The sequence below is a fragment of the Stenotrophomonas sp. PvP093 genome, from assembly GCF_017876915.1.
GTDB lineage: Bacteria > Pseudomonadota > Gammaproteobacteria > Xanthomonadales > Xanthomonadaceae > Stenotrophomonas > Stenotrophomonas muris.
This window is the reverse complement of the sequence record NZ_JAGIOX010000004.1, coordinates 3145479-3171265: the sequence shown is the minus strand read 5'-3', so window position 1 is coordinate 3171265 and position 25787 is coordinate 3145479. Positions and strand designations below refer to the sequence as shown.

General features: G+C 67.2%; 22 protein-coding genes and 1 pseudogene. 10 read left to right on the top strand and 13 right to left on the bottom strand.

Annotation, left to right across the window (positions count from 1 at the left end; all coding sequences use genetic code 11):
• Nucleotides 1-77 precede the first annotated feature (77 nt).
• Together J3A72_RS17365 and J3A72_RS17360 are read right to left on the bottom strand one after the other, a co-directional pair.
• Nucleotides 78-956 (bottom strand): hypothetical protein, encoded by an 879-nt coding sequence (locus tag J3A72_RS17365; protein WP_014646555.1) that lies wholly within the window; start codon nt 954-956, stop codon nt 78-80.
• Between the two features lie 62 nt (nt 957-1018).
• Nucleotides 1019-2371, bottom strand: a pseudogene (locus tag J3A72_RS17360) (aspartate aminotransferase family protein).
• A 103-nt stretch (nt 2372-2474) separates the two neighbouring features.
• On the opposite strand from J3A72_RS17360, the gene J3A72_RS17355 reads away from it, so the two are divergent.
• Together J3A72_RS17355 and J3A72_RS17350 are read left to right on the top strand one after the other, a co-directional pair.
• Complete coding sequence (locus tag J3A72_RS17355) at nt 2475-3971, top strand: aldehyde dehydrogenase (RefSeq protein WP_075075681.1); 1497 nt, start codon at nt 2475-2477, stop codon at nt 3969-3971.
• A 200-nt stretch (nt 3972-4171) separates the two neighbouring features.
• Complete coding sequence (locus tag J3A72_RS17350) at nt 4172-5473, top strand: MFS transporter (RefSeq protein WP_075075682.1); 1302 nt, start codon at nt 4172-4174, stop codon at nt 5471-5473.
• Here J3A72_RS17350 and J3A72_RS17345 read toward each other — a convergent pair.
• Nucleotides 5454-5915: a bacteriohemerythrin gene (locus J3A72_RS17345; RefSeq protein WP_004151683.1), complete on the bottom strand. Its 462-nt coding sequence runs from the start codon at nt 5913-5915 to the stop codon at nt 5454-5456. The genes J3A72_RS17350 and J3A72_RS17345 overlap by 20 nt on opposite strands.
• Before the next feature lie 85 nt (nt 5916-6000).
• Nucleotides 6001-7344, bottom strand: a complete 1344-nt coding sequence (locus J3A72_RS17340; protein WP_075075683.1) for a diguanylate cyclase — start codon at nt 7342-7344, stop codon at nt 6001-6003.
• A gap of 438 nt (nt 7345-7782) precedes the next feature.
• On the opposite strand from J3A72_RS17340, the gene J3A72_RS17335 reads away from it, so the two are divergent.
• A complete protein-coding gene (locus J3A72_RS17335) occupies nt 7783-8241 on the top strand; it encodes a hypothetical protein (protein ID WP_230374530.1) in 459 nt (152 codons plus the stop codon).
• Nucleotides 8242-8337: 96 nt separating this feature from the next.
• Here J3A72_RS17335 and J3A72_RS17330 read toward each other — a convergent pair whose 3' ends face one another.
• A complete protein-coding gene (locus J3A72_RS17330) occupies nt 8338-9960 on the bottom strand; it encodes an MASE1 domain-containing protein (RefSeq protein ID WP_080469261.1) in 1623 nt (540 codons plus the stop codon).
• 235 nt (nt 9961-10195) lie between these two features.
• Complete coding sequence (locus J3A72_RS17325) at nt 10196-11473, bottom strand: FAD-binding oxidoreductase (RefSeq protein WP_075075685.1); 1278 nt, start codon at nt 11471-11473, stop codon at nt 10196-10198.
• 161 nt (nt 11474-11634) lie between these two features.
• Between J3A72_RS17325 and J3A72_RS17320 the strand changes: the two genes are divergently transcribed.
• The 7 genes from J3A72_RS17320 to J3A72_RS17290 all read left to right on the top strand — a co-directional run bounded on the left by J3A72_RS17320 (nt 11635) and on the right by J3A72_RS17290 (nt 19602).
• The gene (locus J3A72_RS17320) at nt 11635-12396 is read left to right on the top strand and encodes a gamma-glutamyl-gamma-aminobutyrate hydrolase family protein (RefSeq protein WP_014646563.1); all 762 of its coding nucleotides are present in this window, start codon (nt 11635-11637) and stop codon (nt 12394-12396) included.
• Complete coding sequence (locus J3A72_RS17315) at nt 12393-13790, top strand: glutamine synthetase family protein (RefSeq protein ID WP_032960938.1); 1398 nt, start codon at nt 12393-12395, stop codon at nt 13788-13790. Before J3A72_RS17320 ends, J3A72_RS17315 begins: the two co-directional genes overlap by 4 nt.
• Nucleotides 13791-13881: 91 nt before the next feature.
• On the top strand, nt 13882-14991 hold the full coding sequence (locus J3A72_RS17310; RefSeq protein ID WP_014646565.1) for a polyamine ABC transporter substrate-binding protein: 1110 nt from the start codon (nt 13882-13884) through the stop codon (nt 14989-14991).
• A gap of 189 nt (nt 14992-15180) precedes the next feature.
• Nucleotides 15181-16386, top strand: a complete 1206-nt coding sequence (locus J3A72_RS17305) for an ATP-binding cassette domain-containing protein (protein ID WP_209572059.1) — start codon at nt 15181-15183, stop codon at nt 16384-16386.
• Nucleotides 16383-17315, top strand: a complete 933-nt coding sequence (locus tag J3A72_RS17300) for an ABC transporter permease subunit (RefSeq protein WP_014646567.1) — start codon at nt 16383-16385, stop codon at nt 17313-17315. The genes J3A72_RS17305 and J3A72_RS17300 overlap by 4 nt, the downstream gene beginning before the upstream one ends.
• On the top strand, nt 17312-18154 hold the full coding sequence (locus J3A72_RS17295) for an ABC transporter permease subunit (protein WP_005415928.1): 843 nt from the start codon (nt 17312-17314) through the stop codon (nt 18152-18154). Before J3A72_RS17300 ends, J3A72_RS17295 begins: the two co-directional genes overlap by 4 nt.
• A gap of 83 nt (nt 18155-18237) precedes the next feature.
• Nucleotides 18238-19602, top strand: a complete 1365-nt coding sequence (locus J3A72_RS17290; RefSeq protein ID WP_075075686.1) for an NAD-dependent succinate-semialdehyde dehydrogenase — start codon at nt 18238-18240, stop codon at nt 19600-19602.
• Between the two features lie 168 nt (nt 19603-19770).
• Here J3A72_RS17290 and J3A72_RS17285 read toward each other — a convergent pair whose 3' ends face one another.
• The 7 genes from J3A72_RS17285 to J3A72_RS17255 form a co-directional block, all read right to left on the bottom strand.
• A complete protein-coding gene (locus J3A72_RS17285) occupies nt 19771-20793 on the bottom strand; it encodes a magnesium and cobalt transport protein CorA (protein ID WP_075075687.1) in 1023 nt (340 codons plus the stop codon).
• Between the two features lie 6 nt (nt 20794-20799).
• Nucleotides 20800-22059, bottom strand: a complete 1260-nt coding sequence (locus J3A72_RS17280) for a DUF4105 domain-containing protein (protein WP_075075688.1) — start codon at nt 22057-22059, stop codon at nt 20800-20802.
• Entirely contained in the window at nt 22056-22937 is an 882-nt protein-coding gene (locus J3A72_RS17275; protein ID WP_014036584.1) for a transporter associated domain-containing protein, read from the bottom strand. Before J3A72_RS17275 ends, J3A72_RS17280 begins: the two co-directional genes overlap by 4 nt.
• A 64-nt stretch (nt 22938-23001) precedes the next feature.
• Nucleotides 23002-23568, bottom strand: coding sequence for a hypothetical protein (locus J3A72_RS17270; protein ID WP_014646571.1), 567 nt, complete (start codon nt 23566-23568; stop codon nt 23002-23004).
• A gap of 77 nt (nt 23569-23645) precedes the next feature.
• The gene (locus tag J3A72_RS17265; protein WP_230374531.1) at nt 23646-24221 is read right to left on the bottom strand and encodes a hypothetical protein; all 576 of its coding nucleotides are present in this window, start codon (nt 24219-24221) and stop codon (nt 23646-23648) included.
• A gap of 77 nt (nt 24222-24298) precedes the next feature.
• Complete coding sequence (gene ybeY / locus J3A72_RS17260; protein WP_014036587.1) at nt 24299-24784, bottom strand: rRNA maturation RNase YbeY; 486 nt, start codon at nt 24782-24784, stop codon at nt 24299-24301.
• Nucleotides 24781-25767, bottom strand: coding sequence for a PhoH family protein (locus J3A72_RS17255; RefSeq protein ID WP_032960924.1), 987 nt, complete (start codon nt 25765-25767; stop codon nt 24781-24783). The genes ybeY and J3A72_RS17255 overlap by 4 nt, the downstream gene beginning before the upstream one ends.
• Nucleotides 25768-25787 lie beyond the last annotated feature (20 nt).

The following is a 25787-nucleotide window of genomic DNA, read 5'->3' as shown; positions in this document are numbered from 1 at the left end:
CGGCCGCTGGCCGGCATCCGCTACGCACGCGGAACGTTCATGGGGTTGCCGGCCAGCGGCCGGCACTACCCGCTGGTTCAGAGCGCTTCCAGTTGCTTGCGCAACGCAGCCAGCTGCGCGCGCAGGGTGTCGTTCTCGCGGGTCAGCGCGACGACGCGGCGGCGCAGTGCCGGGGCATCCTCGCCCAGTTGTTCCAGCGCCGACAGCACCTCGGCGTCGCGGCTGGCGATCTGCTCCTCGTCCGGTTCCTCGAAGTCCATCTCGGCCGCTTCCGGCTTCGGTGCGCGCGGCTTGCGCTTGGACTCGCGCACGCGCTTGGCGGCCTGCTTCAGCTCGTCCTTGCCACCGGCGGCGGCGGCGCGCTGCTCTTCTTCCGGCAGGTCGGCCACGGCGGCGGCGGCGCTGATCGAGATCACGCCGGCCTTGACCGCTTCCACCACCTCGGCGGCGGCCTGGGCGTGGATGCGCTCGATCATGCCGACCTGGCTGGTGCTCAGCTTGGCTTCGCGCGCCAGCTCGGCGCGGCTGATCTTCGGTGCCGGTTCCCACGGCGGACTGTCTTCACCGGTCTCATCGGCGACGTCGGCGGTGCCATCGCTCTCGCGCTGCAGCTGCGCCTGCTCGACCTGCTTGCGGGCGGCCAGGATGTCGCGCTTGCGCAGCGCCAGCACGCCGCGCTGGAAGTCGGACACGCTGCGGCGGCCCAGATGCTGTTCGATCATCCACAGGTGCACGTCTTCCATGCTCTGGAAGCGGGTGTTCTGCACGGTATTGAAGGGCAGGCCATGCTTCTGGCAGATGCCGAAACGGTTATGGCCATCGACCAGTACATTCCCCCACAGCACCAGCGCATCGCGGCAGCCTTCGGCCAGGATGCTGCGCTCCAGCGCGTCATGTTCGTCCGCGGTCAGCGGGTCGATGTAGGCCTTGAGTTCTTCTTTGACGACGATATCCATGGGCACGGCAGCGAGCAGGAGCGGAACCGCCCATTGTACCCGCTCGCCACCATCGGCCCGGCTCAGGCGGTGGCCCGGATCATCTCGCCCAGGGTGCCGGTGATCTGGTCGATCTGCGCCTTGTCCACGATCAGCGGCGGCGACAGCGCGATGATGTCGCCGGTGCAGCGCACCAGCAGTCGGCCGTCGTGGAAGCAGCGCCGGTAGACCTCGTAGCCCCGGCTGCCCGGCGCATCGCGGCGAGGCGCCAGCTCAACCGCGCCGACCAGGCCGAAGTTGCGGATGTCGATCACGTTGGGCAGGCCCTGCAGCGCATGCAGTCGTTCCTGCCAGTACTCGCCCAGCTCGATGGCGCGCTCGAACAGACGCTCCTCGGCATAGACCTCCAGCGTCGCCAGCGCCGCGGCGCAGGCCAGCGGGTGCCCCGAACAGGTATAGCCATGGAAAAGCTCGATGGCCTGTGGCGGTGCCTGCATCAGGGTTGCATGCACGGCGTCGCTGGCCAGCACGCCACCCAGCGGTACCGCGCCGTTGCTGACCGCCTTGGCGAAGGTCAGCAGGTCCGGGGTGACCCCGAAGCGCTGCGCGGCGAAGGGCATCCCAACCCGGCCGAAACCGGTGATGACCTCGTCGAACACCAGCAGGATGCCGTGCTGGTCGCACAGTTCGCGCAGGCGCTGCAGGTAACCCGGTGCGGGCAGGATCACCCCGGCTGAGCCGGCAATGGGTTCAACGAATACGGCGGCAATCGTCGAGGCATCATGCAGCGCGATCAGCCGTTCCAGGTCATCGGCCAGCTCCGCGCCCTGGCGCGGCAGGCCCCTGCTGAACGCATTGCGCGGCAGGTCCAGGGTGTGGCGCAGGTAGTCGACGCCGCCCAGCTGCAGGCCGAACGGCTTGCGGTTGTTGGGCAGCCCGCCCAGCGCCATGCCGCCGAAACCCACCCCGTGGTAGGCCTTCTAGCGGCTGATGAAGCGGGTGCGCTGGCCCTCGCCGCGCTGGCGGTGGTAGGCCAGCACGATCTTCATCGCGGTATCCACCGCCTCGGAACCGGAGCTGGTGAAGAACACATGGTTGAGCGGGCCCGGCGCCAAGGCGGCCAGCCGCTGCGCCAGGGCGAAGGCCGGCGGCGAGCCCATCTGGAAGGCCGGCGAATAGTCGAGCGTGCGCGCCTGCTCGACGATGGCCTCGACGATGCGCGGCCGTGCATGGCCCGCGTTGCAGCACCAGAGGCCGGCGGTGCCATCGAGGATCTGGCGGCCGTCGACATCCTCGTAGTGCATGCCCTCGGCACGCACCAGCACACGCGGCGCGGCCTTGAACTGGCGGTTGGCGGTGAACGGCATCCAGTACGCCTCCAATGACTCCGGGCGTCGGGTGGCCAGATCGTGCAGGTCGCTCGCGGAACGCTTCATGCCAGCTCCATCGGGTCCGATGGGGGAAATGTAGCGCAGCCACGTCACGGTGGAGTCGCGGCCGCGCCGGTATAACCGGGGAAACTGTTCCGAGGAGCCCGACATGGCCGACTTTCCCGACCGCAGCCACTGGCAGGCGCTGGCCCAGCAGCTTTCGATACCCGGACAGGCCTTTATCGAGGGTCGTTACACCGACGCTGCCAGCGGCGCGCGCTTCGACTGCATCAGCCCGATTGATGGTCGCGTGCTGGGGGTGGTCGCCGACTGCGATGCACAGGACGTGGAGCGCGCAGTGGGCGCGGCGCGGCGTGCCTTCGATGCGGGCCACTGGTCACAGGCCAGCCCGGCCCATCGCAAGCGCGTGCTGCTGGCGTTGGCGGCGTTGGTGGAAAAACACGCGGATGAGCTGGCCCTGCTGGAAACCCTGGACATGGGCAAGCCGGTGCGTGATGCGCGTTGTATCGACCTGCCCGGCGTGGTGCGCTGCCTGCGCTGGACGGCCGAAGCGGTGGACAAGCTGTACGGTGAGGTCGCGCCCACCGGCCCGCATGAGCTGGGCCTGGTCACGCGCGAGCCCGCCGGCGTGGTGGCGGCGATCGTGCCGTGGAATTTCCCGTTGCTGATGGCGTGCTGGAAGATCGCGCCTGCATTGGCCATGGGCAACTCGGTGGTGCTCAAGCCTTCCGAGCGCTCGCCCCTGAGTGCGTTGCGGCTGGCGGCGCTGGCCGCCGAAGCGGGCCTGCCGGAGGGCGTGCTGAACGTGCTGCCGGGCCACGGTGCGCGCGTCGGTGAGCCGTTGGCCCTGCACATGGATGTGGACGTGCTGGCGTTCACCGGCTCCACGGCCACCGGCGCGCGGCTGCTGCAGTATTCAGGGCGGTCCAACCTCAAGCGGGTCTGGCTGGAGTGTGGTGGCAAGAGCCCGCACATGGTGCTTGCCGATGCCCCCGATCTGGATGCCGCTGCGAAGGCGGTGGCACGGGGCATCTTCTTCAACCAGGGCGAGGTCTGTACTGCCGGGTCACGGCTGCTGGTGCAGCGCTCGATCCGCGAGGATTTCGTGCACCAGGTGGTTGCCTACGGCCAGCACATGCAGCCGCGCCACCCGCTTGACGCCGACGCACCGATGGGCGCGCTGGTGGATGCCGCGCATCTGGACAAGGTGATGGGGGATATCGTGCGTGCCGAAAGCGAGGGCGCCCGCCTGCTGCTGGGCGGTCATCGCGCCGATGTCGAGGCGGGCGGTTGTTATGTGCAGCCCACGGTGTTCGATCAGGTGAGCCCCGACCAGGCATTGGCGCGCGAGGAAGTATTCGGGCCGGTGCTGGCGGTGCTCGGATTTGACGACGAAGCCGAAGCGGTGCGCCTGGCCAATGACAGCCGCTACGGCCTCGCCGCCGGCCTGTGGACGCGCGATCTGGGCCGCGCCCACCGCGTCACACGCCAGCTGCGCGCCGGCAGCGTCTGGGTGAACGGCTGGGATGGCGGTGACATGACCGCCCCGTTCGGTGGCTACAAGCAGTCCGGCAATGGGCGCGACAAATCGCTGCATGCGTTCGACAAGTACAGCGAGATCAAGGCCACCTGGATCCAGCTGTAACGGCGTCGGGACTTGCGCCCACCTGTGGAGCCGAGCCGATGCCCGGCTGCATTTCGTGGAATGTGGTCGAGCAGGGGCGAGAACCTGCAGAACAATGGCGCCTGCCACCCTCGTTGGCATCGGTGTCGGCTGAAACCATCGTCCCGTGCGGCCACCGGCCCGTGGCAGAATCGGGCGATCCGCCGTTACCCGTGTTGCCGATGTCGACGATCACCGCTGCCGCACCGCCCGTGAACTCTCCCCGCCGCGTCCTGTTGGCCAGCCTGATCGGCACCACCATCGAATTCTTCGATTTCTACATCTACGCCACGGCCGCAGTGCTGGTGTTCCCGCACCTGTTCTTCCCGGACAGCAGCGAACAGGCGGCGCTGTTGCAGTCACTGGCGACCTTCGCGGTGGCGTTCATCGCACGGCCGGTCGGCTCGGCGGTGTTCGGCCATTTCGGCGACCGCATCGGCCGCAAGGCCACCCTGGTCGCCGCGTTGCTGACCATGGGCCTGTCCACGGTGCTGATCGGTCTGCTGCCGACCCACGCGCAGATTGGCCTGTGGGCGCCCGCGCTGCTGGCGCTGTGCCGCTTCGGCCAGGGCCTGGGGCTGGGCGGCGAGTGGGGTGGGGCGGTGCTGCTGGCCACCGAGAACGCGCCGCCGGGCAAGCGCGCCTGGTACGGCATGTTCCCGCAGCTGGGCGCGCCGATCGGTTTCCTGTTGTCGGCGGGCATTTTCCTGGCGCTCGGCCGCTGCCTGAGCCAGGACGACTTCCTGCAGTGGGGCTGGCGTATTCCGTTCGTGGCCAGCGCGCTGCTGGTCGGCCTGGGCCTGTGGGTGCGCCTGAACATCCATGAGACGCCCGACTTCAAGCAGGCACTGGAGCGCAAGGCGCCGGTGCGGCTGCCGATGTGGACGGTGCTGCGTGACCATCCGGTGGCGATGCTGCTGGGCACGCTGGGGGCGTTCGCCACCTTCGTGCTGTTCTACCTGATGACCGTGTTCAGCCTCGGCCATGGCACCGCCGTGCTGGGCTACAGCCGCGAGCAGTTCCTGCTGATGCAGATGGCCGGCATGCTGTTCTTCGCGCTGGGCATCCCGTTGTCGGCGCGCTATGGCGACCGCTGGGGCACGCGTCGCACGATGATCGTGGCCAGCGTGCTGATCATCGGCTTCGGCGTGCTGTTCGCTCCGCTGTTCCAGCCGCGCAGTCCCTGGCTGGTCACGGCGTTCCTGTGCCTGGGCCTGTTCCTGATGGGGCTGACCTACGGCCCCTGCGGCACCTTCCTGGCCGAGATCTACCCGGTGGAAGTGCGCTACACCGGCGCCTCGCTGTCATTCAACCTGGCCGGCATTCTGGGTGCGGCGCCGGCGCCGTACCTGGCCACCTGGCTGGCGGAACGCTTCGGCCTGGTCGCGGTCGGCTACTACCTGTGCCTCACCGCGGTGGCCACGCTGTGCGCGCTGGTGGCCCTGCACCGGCGCGCGCTGCGGCTCAGCCAAAGAAGCGCTTGAGCGTGCGCCCCAGCCAGCCACCGCCCTGGTGTTCGCGGGCGAACTGGTTCAGGTGTGCCTTGACCTGTTCGGCATACGCCTGGTCGTCGCCACGGATGTGGTTGAACAGCCAGCGCGAGAGCATGGTGCGCAGCTCGTCGCTGATGTCCTCGCCGGCCTGGAAGCGCATGCGGTACTCCGATACCCGCTTGATGAAGACCTCGTGCACGCGCTTGTGCGCGGCACAGAACGGATAGCCCGCTTCCTCCATCAGTTCTTCCTCGAACGCGAAGTGCGACATGGTGTAGTCCACCACTTCGTCGATCACTTCGCCCACTGCCGCACGCTGCATGCTGGCCTGGGCCACGTGCAGGTGGTTGAGCATCTCGATGATGCGGCGGTGTTGTTGGTCGATCACATCGATGCCGATGTTCAGATCGTCCTGCCAGACCAGTAGTGCCATCCCCGGCTCCCCTTCATGCGTATGTCGGGGCTGACTGTAGAGCTGCCGCGGCGGCGCGGCATTGATCTGGATCAAGGCTGCCCGGTCAGGTCAGCGCGGGCTCGCGCGGGCGCAGCGGGCTGGCCACCGTGGTGCAGCTGACCCGGTTGCGGCCACCGGCCTTGGCCAGGTACAGCTGGCGGTCGGCTTCGGAGATCAGCCGGTGCAGTGCATCGCGCTGCGGGCGCAGGCAGCACAGGCCGATGCTCACCGTCATGCGCAGGCTGGCCGTGCCGATGTCCACTTCCAGCGCGGCGATGCGCTGGCGCAGTTCCTCGAAGTACAGCAGGGCCTCGTCCTGCTCCATGTCCGGCACCAGCAGGCAGAACTCCTCGCCGCCGAAGCGGGCGGTCAGGTCGTGGCTGCGGGCATGCGCGGCCACCGCTCCGGCCACCGCGCGCAGCGCGTCATCGCCGGCTTCGTGACCGTAGGTGTCGTTGATGTGCTTGAAGTGGTCGATGTCGATCATTGCCACCGCCACGCACTGTCCATGCAGCTGCAGCTGCGGCAGCTGGCGCTGGCTCTGTTCCAGGAAGCAGCGGCGGTTCGGCAGGCCGGTGAGGAAGTCGCGGGTGGCCAGGTCCTGCAGGGTGCCGATCAGCTCCAGCTGATCCACGTTCTGCGAGACCCGGCAGAAGAACTCCTCGCGCGAGAACGGCTTGCGCAGGAAGTCGTTGGCGCCGTTCTTCAGGAAGCGCGGAATCAGCGAGGCATCGGTATTGCCGGAAATGCCGATCACCGCCACCTTGTCGCGCGAGCGCAGGGTGCGCAGGCGACGGGTGAACTCCACGCCCTGCATGCCCGGCATTTCCTGGTCGACCACGGCGAGGCGGATCGCAGGATGCGCTTCGATCGCTGCCAGCCCCTCATTGCCATCGGCTGCTTCGTGCACCTCATGGCCATACATGCGCAGCAGGGCGGCGGCATAGCCGCGGGCCGAAGGCGAATCGTCCACCACCAGCGCCGCAATGCGCCGGTTGCGCTCCAGGCGCTGCACCAGCCACACCAGGTAGTCGATGCTGCCCGGCGTGTTCTTCAGCACGTAGTCGATGATCTGCTGCTGCAGTACGCGCTTGCGCAGGTCCTCGTCGTAGACGCTGCTGACCACCACGGTGGGCAGGCCGCGCCTGAGGAAGAACTCGACCACCGCGTCGCGGTCGCCGTCGGCCAGCACCAGCCCGGTCAGTACCAGGAACCAGCCGCCCTCTTCACTGAGCAGGCGGTCGGCCTCGGCCAGGGTGGAAACGATCACCACCGGCAGTTCCAGGCGCTGCTCGATGGCCTCGCGCAGCATGCCGGTGAACGCACGGGAGTTTTCGACCAGCAGGATCCGCTGCGGCAGCGGATCGGCCAGGTCGCCATCGACGGCGGCCTGCGGCAGGACGGGCATGATACGGTGGCTCACGAGGGAGGGGCTCGGCACGGATAGCGGCAGTTTCGGGTGCAACTTTAGCGTGGCGCGCCCGATGTGCGTGCAAGAGGCCCGCCGGTCGGACAGACCCCGTAGGTTCACGTGCGTGCTTCAACCGATCCAAGTGAAGTTACGCGCTGTCGGTAACGTCCATCCGCAATAGCAGGCGGGCTCTGGCCACGGAGGGCGCTCGGTGCAATCCGTGCGGGCGCATCGCGCGTTGCGGGCAGTTTCCAGTTCCCCACCGCCAATGTCGTGCAGCGGACACGATTATCCAGATCCTTCGCGATTGTGTGCCGCTCTGTATCAACGGAGTCAGTAGACATATAGTGGTTGCCGCACGTCCGACAGATGCAGCGACGTTATGCGGGGTGCGTCGAGGGCGGCCTCCGGCCACCACTGGAGAATAGTTTCATCGTGCTCACCATTTTCTTTGCCGAGGAGGCAACAGTGCGAATAGTTAACGTTGGAGTGGCGTTGGGAGTGTTCGTGGCCGCAGGTCTGCCGATGTCGGCATTGGCCCAATCCGATGATCACGGCATCAGCATGAGTGGGCAGGGCCTGGGCAAGGCATACCCCGCGGCAACCAATCTGAGCCAGGATCCTGCCTGGCTGGTCTACGGATTCCAGCGTGATGGCATTTCCTACTACCAGGTCAACGATCTTGCTGGCCGGGTAGAAATGATCATCGGCAATGCCGACGGTACATTCTGGGCGTTGCCGGCCGGTGAGACGCAGGTGTCGGTATCGCTGCCCAGCCAGCCGCTGCCGGTACCGGCCAAGGCGACCCGTTCGCTCATCTATCGTGGCAACGGCTTCGCACTGGTGCGATACAGCACGGGTTCCCGCGTGCTCTGGGCGATCGAAACGCAGTAACCAACGATCAGCAGGTGACAGCCGTCGCCTGCTGGTCGGCTGTCTGCGGAAGGGGCGCGTGCGACCACGTCGTGCGGTACGCAGGGCAGGCCGGGGTCAGGCCTGTGCCTGCTGACCATCCCAGCTGTGGGATGCGATGCTGGTGCCCGACACGGCGCTCTCGGCGGATTCGCGTCGCAATGGCGCGGCCGATTCCACCAGCACCATGATGATGCGGTTCTGGCGGCAACGCACCGAACCTCCGAATGCCAGCGTACGACCGGCCAGTCTGTCCCTGACAAGACGCGTGGTGGCGTCGGACAGCGCGCGATGCCGGTCCAGCAACGAGGCCGTCATGACGATCCCGCGCTGGCGCTTCAGGCCAATGCAGCGCGCCCGCACGATCACCTGGCCGGGCTCGCTCTTCAGTAGCAGGGACACGGCGTCAATGAGCGTCCGGTAAGCAGCCAGCTGCAGATCCAGGCTGAGCCGACACGGGTCACCGGCCAGGCGGGGCTCGGCCACACGGTGCGTGTTGACCCACGCTGCGCGTACGCCACCGGCCTGCAACGCGACATACAGTCCCAGCTGCTCAAGCGCGGTCGGGTAGACCATGCTGGCCTGCTCGCGGAACAACCGGGAATGGACGTTGGCCGTGTGGGTCAGGCTGTTGGCGATGGCCGAGTGACCGTGGCTGTTGAGCCAGTTGATGACTTCCGACAGCGAAAGATCGATGCCATCGCCCAGTTTGCGCAGGTGGATGGCACGTTCGCGAAGGTCGGATTCACTGGCCATGTGTGAACTGCGCGCGAGGTTGATGGCGTTCTTCTCGCCGACCTCACGGAGTTGATAGCGCCGATGATAATGGCTGATGCGGGAACCGAGCAGCAGCAGTGCCACTCCGGTAATGGCCATGATCTGCTGGGTCGTGAACGCCGAAGCATCGAAGGCTGCGGCATAGGGTTTCGGCGTGGTCAGGCCGATGATCAGATTCAACGCCGGCACGCCGACGGCCGCGCCACGCCAGCCATGCAGGCACGTCAGCGCGATGGCCGGCAAGCCCATCAGCAACTGCAGCGATGTCCTCAGCGCGCTGGCCTCGGAGGGAATCAAGGTCGCGGTTACGCCAAGCAGCGTCATCACCGACAGTGCGACGGCAGTGGGACCGGTGAAGATGGTCTTCCAGCCCTGTTCGACGTTGCGTCTGGCCCAGAGCAGTGCAAGTGGTGCCACGGTGAGGATGGCGATGAAGTCTCCGACGCTGAAACGTACGGCGCGGGACAGGAACGCGAGCACGGAATCCGCAGGCGGCGTCGGCCAGAGCAACTGCGACAGGCTCACGTTCAGGACCGTGACCAGCACGGAGGACAGCAATGCGATCGCCAGCAGGCGCGCGTTGACCGAGTTTGCCAGGACCTTGCGGCAGCCATGGGTGATGAGCATCACTGCGGGCATCAACGAAGCCGATGCAAGGACCGCCCAGGCCATCCCGTACTTCTCGATCATCGGGTAGCGCATCTGTGCGAAATAGGCATATTCGCCGAGCAACAGGTACGGCCAGAACCGAGGAGGGCAAAGCAATACCGCCGCCACGCGTATTCCCGCCGGCAGATAGAACTGATCCAGTGACAACTGCCGGGTCGCCCAGCAAGCGACCGCATAGAACACCGCCAGGACCAGGCCTGCCGGATGGATGCGCAACTTCAGCTGCAGGCCTTCATTCCACCAGTTCAATCGCACTTCTCCCTCGAGTACGTTCCCTGTCAGCATCCATTCGCCGCGGGACCCGGTTCCAAGGGACGGTATCGAGATGAATTGGATAATGCAATTGCAGATTTGATCTTTCGGTCAAATGAGAATTCCATCACGCGGGTCTGAATGTGCGGTCTTCACACCGTCGCACTTCCGGACACGCCACCAAGGGGCACGCCCGCCGCTGAAAATGCCGTACGCGGGCTGCGGTCGGCACGCGGCTTCACCACAGCGCATCCCGCAGCTTGTACCAGGACATCGCCGCCACCAGCAGCGGCGTGCGCAGCAGCCGGCCGCCGGGGAAGGGCGCATGCCGCAGGCGCTGGAACACGTCCAGGCGCTCGCTCTGGCCGGCGATGGCGGCCGCGATGACCTCGCCGGCCAGCCCGGCGGCGGCCACCCCATGGCCGGAGAAGCCCTGCGCAAAATACAGGTTGCCGTCCAGCCGGCCCCAGTGCGGGGCGCGGTTGCGGGTAATGTCCACATAACCGCCCCAGACCTGGTCCAGGGCCACGTCGGCCAGCTGCGGGAACACCTGGTGCATGCGCCGCTGCATCACCCTGCGCAGACCGGGCGGTGGCAGCGCCGAATAACTGGCACGGCCACCGAACAGCAGCCGGTGGTCGTGGCTGAGGCGGAAGTAGTCCAGTGCCCAGGCGGTGTCGGCTACCGCCATTTTGTTGCCGATCAGCGCCCGGGCACGCTCGGCCCCGATCGGCTCACTGGCACCGATATAGGTGCCGACCGGCATGATCCGGCGTTCCAGCTCGGGCAGCAGGCCCTGCAGCCACGCATTGCCGGCAATCACCAGGTGTGCAGCGTGCACGCTGCCCAGTGCGGTGTGCAGGACAGGCCGCGGCCCACGCTGCACGCGGGTTACCGCTGAATGCTCGTGGATCACCACGCCGGCCGCGCGCGCGGCGTCGGCCAGGCCACGCGCATAGGCCAGCGGATGCAGGTGCGCGCTGAGCGGATCGAACATCGCGGCACGGTAGCGCGGGCTGTCCAGCTGCGCGCGCAGGGCGTTGCGGTCCCACCACTGCATCGGGTAGTCGTAGTGGCGCTGAAGATGCTCGCAGTTGGCGTGCAGGTCGCGCTCATGGCGTTCGCGTATGGCAACGCTGGCGTGGCCTTCGACCCAGTGGCAGTCGATGCCGTGGCGATCGATGCGCGTGCGCATGGCCTGCACCGCATCGCGTGACCAGTCGAACAGGTGGCGCGCATCGTCACGACCGAGCTGCCGCTCCAGTTCGTCCACCTCGCAGCCGTAGCCGACCAGCGCCTGGCCGCCGTTGCGGCCGGACGCGCCCCAGCCGATCCGCTGCGCTTCCAGCACTACCACGCGCCGGCCACGGGCGGCCAGTTCCAGTGCGGCGGTCAGGCCGGTGTAGCCGGCGCCGAGCACCGCCACATCGGCCTGCACATTACCCTGCAGCGGGGGCAGTGCGGGCGGTTCGGGCAGGCTGGCGGCGTACCAGCTGGGCGGGAACGCGGCGCTCACTGCAGGCCTCGCGGGTGCAGGGCGGGAGGGCGGAGCGGGGCAGGTCGATCGGCGTTCACCCCGGTAGTTTCGCCGATGCGTGACGGCTGTGGTGTGACGGCACCGACTTGCCGCCTTCGCCGGACGGCAGGTAACGTGTCGGCACGCCAAGGAGTTTTCCCATGCGCCGCCTGCCCTGGGTGGGCCTGCCCACCGACAGCACCGTGCTCGGCCATCACCGTTTCGCGGTGGCCGGCGAGAAGTACGTGCGCGCGCTGGCCGAGGCGGCCGAGGTGACCCCGGTGGTGTTGCCGAGCCTGCAGCCACCGCTGCCGGCCGGCGACTGGCTGCAGGGGCTCGATGGCCTTCTGCTGACCGGCGCGGTCAGCAATATCGAACCGCAGCACTACGAAGGTGGCCGCAGCTGGCCAGGCAATCCACATGACCCGGCCCGCGATGCCAATGCCTTTGCGTTGCTGCACGAGGCACTGGCGCTGGACCTGCCGGTGCTGGCGATCTGCCGCGGCTTCCAGGAGTTGAACGTCGCGCTGGGCGGCAGCCTGCATCCGCAGGTTCACGCGGTGCCTGGCCTGGCCGACCATCGCGAAGAACCGCAGGCGCCGGTGGAGGTGCAGTATGGGCCGGCGCACGCGGTCACGCTGGCCGCCGATGGCTGGCTGGCGCAGTGGCACGGCAGTGGCCGCGCGCAGGTCAATTCGGTACACGGGCAGGGTGTCGCCCGCCTGGCGCAGGGGCTGCAGGTCGAGGCCGTGGCCGACGATGGGCTGGTCGAAGCGGCACGCAGCCTGCACCATCGTTTCGTGCTCGGCGTACAGTGGCACCCGGAGTGGCGTGTCATGCAGGCGCCGTTCTATCACGCTATTTTCCGTGCGTTCGGCCAGGCTTGCCGGCAGCACCAACAGAACCGACTGGATTCCCGATGAGTTCCCGAACGCGCCCGCGCAAGACGGCCACGCCCCCCGCACCGCAGGAAAGCACGCTGCTGCGCTGGCTGAAGGAGCGGCGCATCACCGAGGTGGAATGCCTGGTGCCGGACATCACCGGCAACGCGCGCGGCAAGATCATTCCCGCCGACAAGTTCTCGCACGACTACGGCACGCGCCTGCCTGAGGGCATCTTCGCCACCACCGTCACCGGCGAGTTCCCTGACGATTATTACGAGCTGACCTCGCCGTCGGACTCGGACATGATGCTGCGCCCCGATCCGGACACGGTGCGCATGGTGCCGTGGGCGGCCGACGCCACCGCGCAGGTCATCCACGATTGCTACACCAAGAGCGGTGAGCCGCACGAACTGGCGCCGCGCAACGTGCTGCGCCGCGTGCTGGCAGCCTACGCCGAGCTGGGCCTGCGCCCGGTGGTGGCGCCGGAACTGGAGTTCTTCCTGGTGCAGAAGAACACCGACCCGGACTTCCCGCTGCTGCCACCGGCCGGCCGCTCCGGGCGCCCGGAGACCGCGCGGCAGTCGTACTCGATCGATGCGGTCAACGAGTTCGACCCGATCCTCGACCTGATGTACGACTACGCCGATGCGATGAAGCTGGACGTGGACACGCTGATCCACGAGTCCGGCGCGGCGCAGCTGGAGGTCAACTTCACCCATGCCGATGCGATGGACCTGGCCGACCAGGTGTTCCTGTTCAAGCGCACCATGCGCGAAGCGGCGATGCGCCACGGGGTGTATGCCACGTTCCTGGCCAAGCCGATGGAAAACGAGCCGGGCAGTGCCATGCACATCCACCAGAGCCTGGTGCGGGTGAGCGATGGCAGCAACGTGTTCGCTGGCGAGACCGATGCCGAGGGCGAGTTCAGCCCGGTGTTCGGCCACTACCTGGGCGGCCTGCAGAAGTACGCACCGCAGGCGATGGCGTTCTTCGCGCCGAACGTGAACTCCTACCGCCGGCTGGTGTTCGGCGAAGTCTCGCCGAGCAACGTCCACTGGGGCTTCGACAACCGCACCTGCGGCCTGCGCGTGCCGCTGGATACGCCGGAGAACATGCGCGTGGAGAGCCGTTTCGCCGGGTCCGATGCCAATCCCTACCTGGCGATGGCCGCGACCCTGGCCTGCGGCCTGCTGGGCATCCGCGAGCGGCTGGCACCGGATGCGCCGGTGACCGGCAGCGCCAAGGAACTGGGCTACAACCTGCCGCGCTCGCTGGGCGAGGCGCTGGACGGGCTGGAGCGGTGCAGCGAGCTGCAGGCCCTGCTGGGTGAGCGCTTCTGCCGGGCCTACATCTCGGTCAAGCGCAAGGAATACGAGACCTTTTTCAGGGTCATCAGCTCGTGGGAGCGCGAGTTCCTGCTGCTGAACGTCTGAGCATCCGGAATAGAAAAATCCGCCGCCGGGGGGTAGGCTGGCACCCGTCGCCGGCCCCGCCGGCCCCCCTTCCCGCATTCTGGAGCACCCGATGAAGCTGCGTATCCTCACGCTCGGCCTGGCCTCCGCCATGCTCGCCGCCTGTGGCGGTGGCAATGGCGGCGCGCAGGACAGCCAGGTCCTGAACGTCTACAACTACAGCGATTACATCGCCGAGGACACCATTCCGACCTTCGAGAAGGAGAGCGGGATCAAGGTGACCTACGATGTGTTCGACAGTGACGAGATGGTCGAGACCAAACTGCTGGCCGGCAACAGCGGCTATGACGTGGTGGTGCCGACCCTGAACTTCTTCGGTCGCCAGATCCAGGCCGGTGTGTTCCTGCCGCTGGACAAGAGCAAGATCCCGAACCTGGCCAACCTCGATCCGGCGGTGATGAAGCGCATCGCCACCCAGGACCCGGGCAACCAGTACGGCGTGCCGTACATGATCGGCACCACCGGCATCGGCTACAACGTGGACATGCTGAAGCAGCGCTTCGGCGGCAGCGCCGACATCGCCAACAGCTGGGACCTGGTGTTCAAGCCGGAGAACATCAGCAAGATGAAGGACTGCGGCGTGACCATCCTGGACACGCCGGCGGACATGATCCCGATCGCACTGCATTACCTGGGCCTGGACCCGCACAGCGGCGACCCGGCCGAGCTGCAGAAGGCCGCCGACCTGCTGAAGTCGATCCGCCCGTACGTGCAGAACTTCCACTCCTCGCAGTACGTGGGTTCGCTGGCCAACGGCGGTACCTGCCTGGTGGTCGGCTGGTCGGGTGACATCATCCAGGCCCGCGACCGCGCCGAGGAAGCCAGCAATGGCGTGCACGTGGCCTATTCGATCCCGAAGGAAGGCGCACCGCAGTGGTTCGACATGCTGGCGATCCCGAAGGACGCCAAGCATCCGGAAGCCGCGTACGCCTTCATCAACTACCTGCTGCAGCCGAAGGTTGCCGCGGCCAACACCAACTTCATCCACTACGCCAACCCGGTGCCGACCGCGACCCCGCTGGTGGACGAGGCGATCCGTACCGACCCGACCATCTACCCGCCGGCCGACGTGGCCGAGAAGATGTTCACCTACTCGATCAACACGCCGGAGACCGACAAGCTCTACACCCGGCTGTGGACCGAGGTGAAGACCGGGCGCTAAGGGCTGGCTGGCAGGTGGGTGCCGACCGTTGGTCGGCATGCTTTTCCGGCAGGGCCGACCAACGGTCGGCCCCCACCAGATCTGCAGATCCCCCCGGCCCGGTGGGTGCCACCCGTCGCCGTCATATCCCCTGCAGCCCCCGGCCGTTAGAATGGCGGCCGCTGTCCACCGCCCGCTCCCGGAGCTCCCATGCCCGTTGAAGCCCAGCCGGTAGCCGCCGTCGTCGACACGACCGGTGCGCCCGGCTATCTCTCCATTCGTGATTTGCGCAAGGAATTCGACGGTTTCGTCGCCGTCGACGACGTCAATCTGGACGTGCGCAAGGGCGAGATCTTTGCCCTGCTCGGTGGCTCCGGCAGCGGCAAGTCGACCCTGCTGCGCTGCCTGGGCGGCTTCGAGACGCCCACCAAGGGCAGCATCACCGTCGATGGCCAGCGCCTGGACGCGCTGCCGCCGTACCAGCGGCCGGTCAACATGATGTTCCAGTCCTATGCGCTGTTCCCGCACATGACGGTGGAGCAGAACATTGCCTTTGGCCTGAAGCAGGATGGCCTGGGCAAGGACGCGATCAGCAAGCGCGTCGGCGAGATGCTCGACCTGGTGCAGATGGGCCACCTGGGCAAGCGCAAGCCGCACCAGCTGTCCGGTGGCCAGCAGCAGCGCGTGGCGCTGGCGCGGTCGCTGGCCAAGGGGCCGAAGCCGCACCAGCTGTCCGGTGGCCAGCAGCAGCGCGTGGCGCTGGCGCGGTCGCTGGCCAAGGGGCCGAAGCTGCTGCTGCTGGACGAGCCGATGGGCGCACTGGACAAGAAGCTGCGCTCGCAGATGCAGCTGGAACTGGTCAGCATCATCGAATCGTCGGGCGTGACCTGCGTGATGGTCACCCACGACCAGGAAGAAGCGATGACCATGGCCACCCGCATCGCGGTGATGGATGCCGGCTGGATCCAGCAGGTCGGCAAGCCGGACGAGGTCTACGAGCAGCCGGCCAACCGCTTCGTTGCCGAGTTCATCGGCTCGGTCAACCTGTTCGACGGGGTGATCGACGAGGACCTGCCCGAATACGTGACCGTGCGCTCGCCGCTGTTCCCGGCGCCGATCTACATCGCCCATGGCATCACCTGTTACGAAGGGCAGCCGGTCGCATTCGCGCTGCGCCCGGAGAAGGTGATGATCGGCAAGGACGAGCCGGATGGGCACACCAACAAAGCACAGGGCGTGATCGAGGACATCGCCTATTTCGGCAGCCATTCGGTCTACCACGTGCGGCTGCCCAGCGGCGCCAAGGTGCTGGCCAACTTCGCCAACTCGCAGCGCTGGGCCAGCGACGGCCTGACCTGGGGTGACAGCGTATGGGTGCACTGGCGTGACAACGACGGCGTGGTGCTGACCTCATGAGCGTCGCCGGCCTGAAGCGCTGGCTGCCGGGGCTGCGTGCCACGGTGATCGGCATTCCGTACCTGTGGCTGCTGCTGTTCTTCGCAGTGCCGTTCCTGATCGTGCTGATGATCAGCTTCTCGCTCAGCCGGGTCGGCTCGCCGCCGTATACCTGGCTGCTGCAGTACGCCGACGGCGGCTTCTCGCTGAAGCTGAACCTGGAGAACTACCTGGCGCTGTTCCGCGATTCGATCTATGCGCAGGCGTTCCTGAGCTCGATCAAGATCGCGGCGATCTCCACCTTCTTCACCCTGCTGATCGGCTATCCGATGGCCTATGCCATCGCGCGCCTGTCGCCGGCCGCACGCAACGTGGCGATGATGCTGGTGGTGCTGCCGTCGTGGACCTCGTTCCTGATCCGCGTGTATGCGTGGAAGGCAATCCTGGACCGCAATGGCCTGCTCGACCAGTTCCTGCAGTTCACCGGCCTGCAGACGCTGATGACGTCGATGGGGCTGCCGAAACTGCAGCTGATCGATACGCCGACCGCCGCCTATATCGGCATCGTCTACTGCTACCTGCCGTTCATGGTGCTGCCGCTGTACGCCAACCTGGTCAAGCATGACCACCGCCTGCTGGAAGCGGCCTACGACCTCGGCGCCAAGCCGTGGCAGGCGTTCCTGCGCATCACGTTGCCGCTGTCGAAGGCCGGCATCATCGCAGGCTGCATGCTGGTGATGATCCCGGCGGTGGGTGAGTTCGTGATCCCGGAAATGCTCGGTGGTTCGGAGACGCTGATGGTCGGCCGCCAGCTGTGGAACGAGTTCTTCAACAACCGCAACTGGCCGGGCGCTTCGGCGATGGCGGTGGCGATGATCCTGTTGCTGCTGGTGCCGATCCTGCTGTTCAACCGTTCCCAGCAGCGCCTGCTGGAAGGGAAGCAGGCATGAGCCCGCGTACCGCCAAGGGCCTGGGGCTGGGCGTGCTGCTGCTCGGCTTCGCCTTCCTGTACCTGCCGATCCTGTTGTTGATGTTCTACTCGTTCAACAGCTCGCGGCTGGCGATGGTCTGGGCCGGGTTCTCCACCCGCGCCTACAGCGACCTGTTCGCCGACCGCGCGCTGATGGACGCGATGTGGACCAGCCTGGTGGTGGCGTTCTGGACCGCCTGTACCGCCACCGTGCTGGGTACGCTGGCGGCGATGGTGATGACCCGCTTCAAGCGATTCCGTGGCAAGCCACTGTTCGGCGCGCTGGTGACCGCGCCGCTGGTGATGCCGGACGTGATCCTGGGCTTCTCGCTGATGGCGCTGCTGGCATCGATGGGCGCGATTCCCGGCTTCCCGGCGCGTGGCCTGGCCACCATCTGGATCGCGCACGTGACCTTCACCCTCTGCTTCGTCACCGTGGTGGTGTCCTCGCGCCTGCAGGAAATGGACCTGTCGCTGGAAGAAGCGGCGATGGACCTTGGCGCCAGCCGGTTGACCGTGTTCACCCGCATCACCCTGCCGATCATCGCGCCGGCGCTGGTGGCGGGTTGGCTGCTGGCCTTCACCCTGTCGCTGGATGACGTGGTGGTGGCCAGCTTCGTGGCCACGCCGGGCTCGACCACGCTGCCGATGAAGGTGTTCGCTTCGGTGCGCATGGGCATCAGTCCGAAGATCAACGCGTTGGCCACGCTGCTGGTGTCGGCGGTGTCGATCGCTGCGGTGATCGGCTGGTACATCAACGCCCGCGCCGAGAAGCGGCGCCAGCGCGACCTGCAGCTGGCGCGGCAGGACAACGGCTGAGCACACGGCCTGTCGACAGCGCCGGCAACACCCGGCTCACGGACAGCGGCGCACAATGGGGGTCTTCCAGATGGAGATCCCCCATGACCGTCGAGATCATCGACCCGGCCACCGGCCAGGTGACCTACCGCCATGAACTGATGGGCGCTGCTGACATCGAGCAGCGCCTGCAGGCTGCCGCCGATGCCTTCCCCGGCTGGGCCGATCGCTCGCTGCAGGATCGCGGTGCCGTCCTTCGCCAGATCGCCGCGCAGCTGCGCACGCGTCGCGACGACCTGCAGCAGGCGATGACCCATGAGATGGGCAAGCTCAAGGCCGAGGCGCTGGCCGAGGTCGACAAGTGCGCTGCCGCCTGCGAGTACTACGCCGACCACGCGGCCGACTATCTCAAGCCGCAGCTGATCGATACCGAAGCCCAGCGCAGCTACGTGCGTTACGAGCCGATCGGCTGCGTGTTCGCGGTGATGCCATGGAATTTCCCGGTCTGGCAGGTGTTCCGTTTCCTGGCCCCGGCGTTCATGGCCGGCAACGTGGCCCTGCTCAAGCACGCCAGCAACGTGCCGCAGTGCGCCGACCTGATCCTGGCGGTGTGTCGTGACGGAGGCCTGCCTGAGGGCGTGTTCGACGTGCTGCACATCGACAACGACCAGGCTGCCGAGGTGCTGCGCGACGCACGGGTGAAGGCGGTGACGCTGACCGGCAGCGAACGGGCAGGGCGCTCGATCGCCTCCAATGCCGGCAGCCAGCTGAAGAAGTCGGTGATGGAGCTGGGTGGCAGCGATGCCTTCGTGGTACTCGACGATGCCGACCTCGACAAGGCCGTGGCGGCGGCGGTGAAGTCGCGTTTCGACAACAGCGGGCAGACCTGCATTGCGGCCAAGCGCTTCATCGCGGTCGATGCGGTCGCCGATGACTTCACCCGACGCTTCGTTGAAGCCGCGGGCCAGCGCCAGTATGGCGATCCCAGTGAGCGTGGCACCACGCTGGCGCCGATGGCCCGTGCCGATCTGCGCGACGAACTGCACAAGCAGGTGCAGGCCAGCGTCGCCAAGGGCGCGCGCGTTCTGGTCGGCGGCGAGCCCATTGCCGGCACCCATGCGGGCTATCCGGCGACCGTGCTCGATCGGGTCGGCCCAGGCATGCCGGCCTACGACGAGGAGCTGTTCGGGCCGGTGGCTGCGGTGATCCGGGTCAAGGATGAGGCCGAGGCGCTGCGCGTGGCCAACGACACCCGCTTCGGCCTGGGCGGCAGCGTGTGGACGCGCGACCCGGTGCGCGGCGAAGCCTTCGCGCAGCGCATGGAATGCGGCGCCGCGTTCGTCAACGCCATCGTCAAGAGCGACGCTCGGCTGCCGTTCGGTGGCAGCAAGCAGTCCGGCTTCGGCCGGGAGCTGGCCGACCACGGCATCCACGAGTTCATGAACATCAAGACCGTCTACGTGGCTTGATGCCGAACGGTAGTGCCGGCCACTGGCCGGCATTGCCCTGGTTGCCGGCCAGCGGCCGGCGCTACCAGAAGCGGGGCATGTGCCACGACCAACGGTCGTGGCCTACCGGATTGCCGGGTATCGACGCCCCCCCGTGCATGGTGGGTATCGACCGTTGGTCGATACGCGCTACAACCACTTCGCGCGCTTGAACAACCGGTACAGGCCCACGCACACGCCGCCCACGCCGACAATCATCAGCGGATATGACCACGGCTGGCTCAGCTCCGGCATGTGGCTGAAGTTCATGCCGTACCAGCTGGTGATCAGCGTCGGCGCCGCCAGCAGCGCGGCCCAGGCGCCGAGGCGCTTGACCGTCTCGCCCTGCGCCAGCGTCACCAGCGACAGGTTGACGCTGAGCGCGGTGCCGAGCATCTCGCGCAGGGTGTCGATCACATCGTTGATGCGTACCGCGTGGTCATGCACGTCGCGCACGTAGAGCTTCACTTCATCGGGAATCAGGTCACCCTGGTAGCGGCGCAGCTGCGCCAGCACATCCTGCAGCGGTGCCACCGCCATCCGCATCTTGTTCAGTTCGCGCTTGAGCTCGTAAAGCCGTACCACCGTGCTGCGCTTGTAGCTGTCGGCAAAGATGTCCTTTTCCAGCATGTCCAGGGTGTCGCGGAAGCGGTGCACGATCGGCAGGTAGTTGTCGACCACGAAGTCGGTCACCGCGTACAGGCAGTACGACGGGCCCATCTTCAGCAGCTGCGGTTCACGCTCGACCCGTGCACGCACCGGGGCGTAGGACAGCGAGGCGCCGTGGCGCACCGTCACCAGGAAACGCGGGCCGAGGAAGGCGTGGGTTTCGCCGTACTGGATGCGTTCGTCCACCATCTGCGCGGTGGTCACCACCACGAACAGCGAATTGCCGTAGGTCTCGACCTTGGGCCGCTGGTGCGCATTGCGCGCGTCCTCGATGGCCAGGTCGTGCAGGCAGAACTCTTCCTGCAGTTTCAGCAGCACATCGTCGTTGGGGTCGTACAGGCCGACCCAGACGAAGCCGTTGCCACTGGCAATGACATCGCTGATGGCATCCAGGCTGATGTCGTGGCGTTTGCCGTCGTCATCGTAGTGGACGCAGTTGATGACGCAGGCGGGATTGGCCGAGGCAGGGGCGGAAGCGGAGGCGGGCAATGACATGCCCGCCATCGTGCGTCAGTGCCGTGTTTCGGACAAGTGAGGACGGCGCCCCAGTACCCATGCCAGCGCGACGTGGACGGGCAGCAGAAGCACGATCCACTGCACGTTGTACTGCGCCTGCAGGCTCAGCCAGTGCAGCACCAGCGCCGCCAAGGCCTGCACCGCCAGCAGCCACAGCACGACCCTGAACATGCGGCCCGGCGCGCGCCGGCGCAGCAGCGCGATCGCGCCTGGCAGCAGCAGCACGGCCAGTGGCGAAAGCAGCAGCAGGTTGCGGTTGGCCCAGGCGGCGTAGTGGGTGCTGAAGCCCCACAGGAACACCAGCAGGCTGCCGGCGATGGCACACAGCAGCCAGAACGGCAGGGCCAGCCCGGCCAGCAGGCGCGGGCGGTTGCGCAGCGCCAGCACGCCGCCGGCCACGACCAGCCCAAGCAGCAGCCACGGCCACCAACGGCGTGCGAATTCCTTCGGCTCCGGGTCGATGCGGTGCGGCAGCAGTTCCTGTTCGGACTGCACCAGCGGCCGGCCATCGCTGTTGCGTGCCTGGCGCAGCGCATCGGCCAGGCGCATCGGCACGAAGGCTTCCTGCCAGCGCGACAGCGGCTGGTCGGCGAACGGCCCGAGGCCGACATCGAAGCCCAGCCACATCCATGGTGCCGGCGAGGCCAGGCGCACCGATTCACTGCGGTAGGTATTGCCGCGCGAGCGCCCCGACAGCTGCGACTGCAGGCCGCCACCCAGCGCCTTGTCCACCGTGTCGCGTACCATCGTGGCGCAGTTGGCGGTGTAGTAGTCGTAGTGGTAGCGCGCGTTTTCCGGCTTGGCCCGCTCGGCCAGGTCGTCGGCCAGTGTACGTGCCTGCTCCGGGCGCAGGTCCAGCCACTGCACGCTGGCGCCGCGGCCGGTCTCGTCGTAGTACGACAGGTCCTGCTGCAGCGGCAGCGCCACCAGGTAGTACATCATGTCGCCGCGCACGAAGCGGCTGATGAAATCGTCCTCGGACGGATCGAAGTAGCCGAAGTTGTACGAGGTCGCTTCGCCGCTGAGCGGATCGATCACGACGATGGCGTCGTGGCCGAAGCGCTCGAAGAACACCGTGCCCGGCTGCATGGTCACCACCCCGATGCGCGGGGCGGGAGCCTCGGCGCTGGCGGCGGGTGCAGCAGGAGCGGGTGCCGCCGGCTGCGCGAAGGCGGCCAGCGGCAGGGCCGTGGCCAGCACGCACAGTGCCAGCCACAGCCTCAGGCGCAGTGCCAGAAGGGCGCCGCGCTTCAAGCGTCGTCCTGCGCGTCCGGCGGCAGCACGGTCACGTGGAAGGCCTGGACCCGGCGCGCATCGGCGCGGGCCACGCGGAACATGAAGCGGTCCAGCGCCAGCTCGTCACCGACTTCCGGCAGGTGGCCCACGGCCTCGGTGACCAGGCCACCGATGGTGTCGTAGTCCTCGTCGGAGAAGGTAGCGCCGAAGCGTTCGTTGAAGTCGCCGATCGGGGTCAGCGCGTCGACCACGTACTGGCCGTCGGACTGGATGGCGATCTGCGCCGACGGATCCTCGGCCTCGTCATGCTCGTCGTCGATCTCGCCGACGATCTGTTCCAGCACGTCCTCGATGGTGACCAGGCCGGCGACACCGCCGTACTCGTCGACCACGATGGCCATGTGGTTGCGTGACAGGCGGAATTCCTTCAGCAGCACGTTGAGCTTCTTCGCCTCCGGGATCAGCACTGCCGGGCGCAGCAGCTCGCGCACGTTGGCCGGGCCGTTGTCGGCGACCACGCCGCGCAGCAGGTCCTTGGCCAGCAGGATGCCAAGGATGTCGTCCTTGTTCTCGCCGTGCACCGGGAAGCGCGAATGGCCGGATTCGACCACCTGCTTCATCAGTTCCAGGAAGGGCGCTTCGACCGGCAGCGAAACCATCTGCGAGCGCGAGATCATCACGTCGCCCACGGTCAGCTCGGCCACCGAAATGGCGCCTTCCATCATCTTCAGGGTATCGGCGGCGATCAGGCCCTCTTCCTGCGCGGTGTGCAGGACAGCGACCAGCTCGTCGCGGGTATGGGGTTCGCCGGAGAAGGCGGAGGTCAGGCGTTCAAGCCAGCCGCGCTTCTTTTCACTGGGCTCCTGTGCGGAGCTACTACTGTCGTCTTCTGACATCTCTGGAAAAAGGGCACCCGGCAAGCCGGGCGTTGGCCCAAGTCTAGCAGGATGTGGCGGCCTGTCAGTGACCGTCGCTGCCCGGTCCGGTGATCGGCGGCGGGGCCAGTTCAGGCCGGGCGGGGGCTTCTTCCTCGGGCAGGTCCAGGCTGTAGGTGCAGCCGGCCAGGGTTTTGCCGGGATGGGAGGCCACGGTGGAGACGCTGAGGATGATCGACTCGATCCGGGCCTCGCCGGTCTTCGGATCGGTCACGTCGCGGCTGACCAGCTCGCGGCCGGCCATGAACTTGCCGTCCTGGTCGTAGCCGGTCTCCAGCCCCAGCTGCCTGGCCAGCGGCCGCGGATCGGCCTGGTCGAGGATCGCCATGACGCTGGACCCGGCCACGGCGACCCGTTCGGTGCGGGCGCCGAACACGCTGATCGGCTGGGCCAGCCGGTACTCGCTCATGAACTGGTTGCCCTGCGGCAGCGGCTGCAGGCCGTGGGCGACGGCTTTCAGTGGATCAGCCAGCAGGGGCGCCAACGCGGCCTGCTCGGCCACGCCCTGGCGGCATTCAATCAGGGCCGGCAGGTCCAGGGCAGCGGCCGGGGCGGACACGGCGAGCAGCAGGGGCAGGGCAATACGCAGCACGGGCACGGGATCCGCAACGGGAGGCAGGCCGGTGATCGTACCGGTCCCGGCCAGCCATCGCGAGCGCCCCAAGGCAATCAGGGCGGATACCGGCGCGTGGTCGCAGGGTACCAGCGCAGCCTGACCGGATAGCCCAGTTGCACCTGCAGGTGATCGCGCACGGCCGCCGCCGTCGCGCGGTTGGCCGGGGTATCCCGCAGCTCAACCTCCAGTTCCCCGGTCGTGACATCCAGGCTATAGCCGAACAGGTCGGGCAGCTGGGCCAGCAGCCAGTCCCGCTGTGCGTGCAGGCGGCGCTGCATCTCCGCTTCGGTCATCGCGGCGCCGGTGATGTAGCGCACGCGTTGCGGGCCATCCGCCCCTGGATGTGTCTCATCGGCCGCGGGTGCTGGGCCACTCAGTCGAACGACGACGTTCCAACCTGCCGCGTTGTCCACCCAGATTCCGGCGAGGCGTGCCGCGTGGCGCGCTTTCAAACGTTCCATCAATGCGTGCTGCTGCGCCTCGGCGACCGCCTGACGCGCCGTCTGTTGGCTGACGTCAAAGAACGCCTGCACCTCGGCGACCTTGGCGGCAATGTCGGCGGCGCTGTCGCTGGCCGGGAACGGCGACGGTCGTTCCCGGCCGGGGTCGATGCCCGGGGCAGTGGTCACCTGCAGAAGAGCGGCGATGAGTGCGGGCAGCAGCGCGATGGGCGCGTCCTCCGTGAAGATCCCGGTGTGCGTGGGCCTCAGCGCTCGCCGGCGTAGGGGTCGGCGATGCCGAGCTCGGCCAGGATCTCGCGCTCCAGCTGTTCCATGGCGTCGGCTTCCTTGTCGTCCTCGTGGTCCCAGCCGAGCAGGTGCAGCACGCCGTGCACGGTCAGGTGTGCGTAGTGGGCGTTGAGCGCCTTGCCCTGTTCATCGGCCTCGCGGGCCACCACCGGTGCGCAGATCACCAGGTCGCCCAGCAGCGGAAACTTCACGCCCTTGGGCAGCCCTTCGGGCACTTCGGCCGGGAAGCTGAGCACGTTGGTCGCGTAATCCTTGCCGCGATAATGGCGGTTCAGTGACTGCCCTTCCTTGGCATCGACCACGCGGATGGCCAGGTCGGCCTCGCGGATGCGGCCTTTCAGCGCAGCAGCCACCCACTTGCGGAAGCTGACCGCCGCCGGCAGGCCGGTGCGCGGCAGGGCATAACTGACGGCGACGTCCAGTCGCACGGGACCACGGGTCATGGAGTTGCTCCAGGTTGGATCTGATGCAGGTCACGGCGATCGTAGGCGCTGACGATGCGCGCCACCAGCGGGTGGCGGACCACGTCGCGCGACTCGAAGAAGGTGAAGCTGACGCCCTCGACCTCGCGCAGCACGTCGATGGCATCGCGCAGGCCGGACTTCACGTGCTTGGGGAGATCGGTCTGGGTCAGGTCGCCGGTGACCACGGCGGTGGAACCGTAGCCGAGGCGGGTCAGGAACATCTTCATCTGCTCGATGGTGGTGTTCTGTGCTTCGTCCAGGATCACGAAGGCATCGTTGAGCGTGCGGCCACGCATGTAGGCCAGCGGCGCGATTTCGATGACGTTCTTTTCCAGCAGCTTGACCACCTTCTCCACGCCCATCATCTCGTAGAGGGCGTCGTACAGCGGTCGCAGGTAGGGGTCGACCTTCTGGCTCAGGTCACCGGGCAGGAAGCCCAGCTTCTCGCCGGCCTCCACCGCCGGGCGCACCAGGATCAGGCGCTGCACCCGTGATTCGTTCAGCGCTTCGACCGCGCTGGCCACGGCAAGGAAGGTCTTGCCGGTGCCGGCCGGGCCGATGCCGAAGTTGATGTCATGCGTGGCGATCTGGTGCAGGTAGCGGCCCTGGTTGGCACCGCGGCCGCGCACCGTGCCGCGCTTGACCTTGATCGCCACCTCCTGCGCTTCGTAGGAGCGTTCGGCGATCTGCTCGACGTTGGCCTGCGCCAGGCGCAGGTGGATGGCGTGGTTGTCGAAGGTGGTTTCGCCGGCTTCGGCGTACAGCGCTTCAACCAGCTTCTGCGCCTCGACGATGGCTTCGTTGGGCCCGCTGATGCGGAACACGAAACCGCGGTTGGCGATCTCCACGCCGAGCTTCAGCTCGATCTGGCGCAGGTGCCCATCGAAGGGGCCGCACAGGTTGGCCAGCCGCTCGGTGTCTTCCGGCGACAGGGTGAAGTCTCGATGTTCGATGCTTTTCATTGCCTTGGGTGGGGCGGAAG